Here is a 3059-nt window from a genome sequence, read left to right on the forward strand (position 1 = left end):
CGTACATCGGCTTTGGGCGGACATATCGATGCGTGTGACGAATGCGGAAATCTAAGCATCAGCTACAACTCCTGCCGCAACCGACACTGCCCGAAATGTCAGGGCAAAAACCGTGAAAAATGGATGGAAAACCGGGAAACCGAACTGCTTCCTGTGCCTTATTTTACTCATTTTTTATTATTCGTTTTAATTGTATTCGTGATACGCTTCGCTTAATTCACGTGGTTTTTACCGTTCCGGAAGTGCTGAACAAAACCGCACTTCATGCTCCGAAAATATTGTATGATATTTTATTTGAATCGGCTTGGGAAACGTTGCAAACCTTTGGTGAAAATCGAGGTTTAAAAATGGGAATGATCGCTGTTTTGCATACTTGGGGACAGGATCTGAGTCTGCATCCGCATTTGCACTGCATCGTTCCGGGAGGTGGAGTTACACAAGACGGAAGTTGGAAAAACATTCGTTCGGATGGCAAATTTCTGTTTCCTGTAAAGGCTTTGAGCAAAGTTTTCAGGGCAAAATTTTGTGAGAAACTGAAGGATCGGTTATCATTAAAATGTAATAAAAATCAGACTGAAAATGATGAAAATCAATTTGAAAATCGAAAAAATGAAGCAGAAACTTATGAAAAACTCAGACAAAAACTTTGGGAAAAACCTTGGGTAGTTTTCGCTAAAAAACCCTTTGGCAGCCCGAAATCTGTGGTGGAATATTTGGGAAGATACACGCACAAAATCGCGATCAGCAACCAGAGAATCAGGAAAGTTGATGCGGAAAATGTAACGTTCAGTTATAAGGATTACCGGCAGAAAGGCGTCAAAAAGCAGATGGTTTTGAGCCATGAGGAGTTTATCCGCCGTTTTTCGATGCATATTTTACCGAAAAGATTTGTAAAAATCCGCCATTATGGTTTTCTAAGCAGCACGTGGAAACGGATGAAGCTTAAAAATCTGCAACAGAATTTAGGCATTCAGCCCAAGGAAAAACTTCCACCCAAAGCTTTTCAGCCGAAATGTAGTTGTTGCAAAGTTGGGAATTTGGTAACGATTGCGACGTTCGATTTGCGCGGTCCGCCACGTTGGTTTTTGGGGATGAGCCAAAACTTTGAAACGCCTAAAATCTAGCATTTTGGGTAAGGGAATTTACGCCCAAAAGTGAAGGAAAACACGATAAAACCAAGAAAAACCATCAATATTAGTCACAAAAAAAGAGACCTTTCTGAAAGTCTCTTCAATATCTTTAAAATCCTTCGTCGATAAGCCCATAATGCTGAAAAAAGCTCCCGAAGCTTCCGTTCAACAGGGTTTTCATTGTTCGTGCTTCGCACGCAACGAAAACTTAGCTATTGTAGGAAGTTTTATTTTTTATATCCTTCAAAATTTATGTACTTAACATATGGAAAGAAAGTACCATATAATAAAATTTGTTTTTTGTAATACCCTTTTTCGCCTTTCAAATCAATTTTTAATTCTAAATTATAAGTGTCATTTGCTTTTAACTCCTTCGGAGCTTTACTGATAGAGGTGCAATCACAGGTTGTAACAATTTTAAACTTTTTTATTGTATTTTTCCCACAATTCTTTATTGGGATTTTAAATGACAATTCATTACTTTTTACAGTATCAGAGTCAAAAAGATTTTGAAAGCAAATTTTTGATAATTCATTATCGGGTGTTTTTTTTAAATCAACATAGGTTTCGTCTTTTTTTGAACAACTCATTGAAAAAAACAAAACTAATGAATGAAGCAGAATAATATTTGATTTATTCTTCATATTTGTATATTTTAAGATATTGCATAAAATTGTACTTATTGAAATTGTAATTTCTTTCTTTTCCAAAGAATACAGTTTCTACTTTGTTTTTTGATAAACCAATTAATGGTCCTCTAAAATATCTAATTCCGTTAGAGGTTTTAAAAGTGAATACATCATTTTCATTTTTGTCAACAATATATTGTATGCCAAAATAATATTTTCCTTTTGGAAGTATTAATTCTTGTTCCAAAATAATTTCATTCCAACCTTTTGAATATTTGCTTATCACTTGGTTGTATATTTTAGTTCCTAATTTACCGTCAGATAATTCATAAACAACAAATTGAATTTCACTTTTTTTATTAATATCAAAAATAAAAAAATTGAAATTACTAATTTTTGATTTAAAATTCAGTACAAGTAAATTAGCGCAAACTGATTCCATTTCTTTTGCTTCATTTAGTTTCCCTGTTACTGCATTTTTTGATAAATTCCCAAATAAAAAATTATTTTTCAAAATAACTACTTCCTCAATTTCTGTGATTTTTGGGACTAAAAATATTTCTGAATTACTAATTTGATCAACTTCTAAAATAAGGTCATTATAGAACTCTTTTTGAATCAAGATTTTTTTAGAAAATTTATAATTCTTTGTATTAAGTGATTTATTATTTTCTTCTACATCAAATATTTGAACATTACTAATCTCTTTTTTTGTATAAAAATCTCTAATAATTAAGTTCTGACTAAATAAGAAATTAGAAATTACAACAAATAGTAAAATTATCTTTTTCATAGCTCTCTTCGTAGTAAAGTAAAAAAAAGCGAGAAATAAATTCTCGCTTGTAAATTAAACCTGATTACAGCTAAATCCAATCCAAAAAACATGGTAACAACATACCTCCATTTCATTTGGACCACCAAGATCTCTTACATGGCAATCTCTTCCCCAAAATTTTCTTCCTTCGGAATTTGAATTTTCATCATCTTAAGTTTGAGCAAATGCTAAAACAGAAGTAATAGCTAATGCACCGATAATTAATTTCTTTTTCATCATAAAAAATTTTATTTGTTATTGTGTTCCAAAAATAGGAATAATTTTATATCTACCAAATTTTTTGTGATTTTTTTCTTAATTTTTGAAATTTAGTGCGGAAAGTTTATTTAAAATTTCCTACAACGGGAAACGGCTTTGCGATGTGCGGGCTTTGAAAACCAAATAGTTATATAAAAACCGAACGTAGCAAAAACCAATTTTCTTTTTATAAATATAATAAAAAATAAAAAAGAAAATTGGTTTTTG

2 protein-coding genes and 1 pseudogene are annotated in these 3059 nt (G+C 31.8%); 1 reads left to right on the top strand and 2 read right to left on the bottom strand.

All coding sequences use genetic code 11. From position 1 onward, the window contains the following. Window positions 1–1124: pseudogene (locus AXA65_RS18030) on the top strand (transposase); the annotation flags it as partial. A 233-nt stretch (window positions 1125–1357) separates the two neighbouring features. Here the strand turns inward: AXA65_RS18030 and AXA65_RS18035 are convergent. Next, window positions 1358–1774, bottom strand: a complete 417-nt coding sequence (locus AXA65_RS18035) for a DUF1573 domain-containing protein (protein WP_063971449.1) — start codon at window positions 1772–1774, stop codon at window positions 1358–1360. Then, window positions 1764–2552: a hypothetical protein gene (locus tag AXA65_RS18040; protein ID WP_063971450.1), complete on the bottom strand. Its 789-nt coding sequence runs from the start codon at window positions 2550–2552 to the stop codon at window positions 1764–1766. Before AXA65_RS18040 ends, AXA65_RS18035 begins: the two co-directional genes overlap by 11 nt. Window positions 2553–3059: the final 507 nt, after the last annotated feature.

The organism is Chryseobacterium sp. FP211-J200 (assembly GCF_001643375.1).
In the GTDB taxonomy this organism is placed as follows: Bacteria; Bacteroidota; Bacteroidia; order Flavobacteriales; family Weeksellaceae; genus Epilithonimonas; species Epilithonimonas ginsengisoli.

Bases quoted from the DNA above. Each gene is read 5' to 3' on its own strand.
- AXA65_RS18035 (WP_063971449.1), bottom strand. From the start codon at position 1,774: ATGAAGAATAAATCAAATATTATTCTGCTTCATTCATTAGTTTTGTTT.
- AXA65_RS18040 (WP_063971450.1), bottom strand. From the start codon at position 2,552: ATGAAAAAGATAATTTTACTATTTGTTGTAATTTCTAATTTCTTATTT.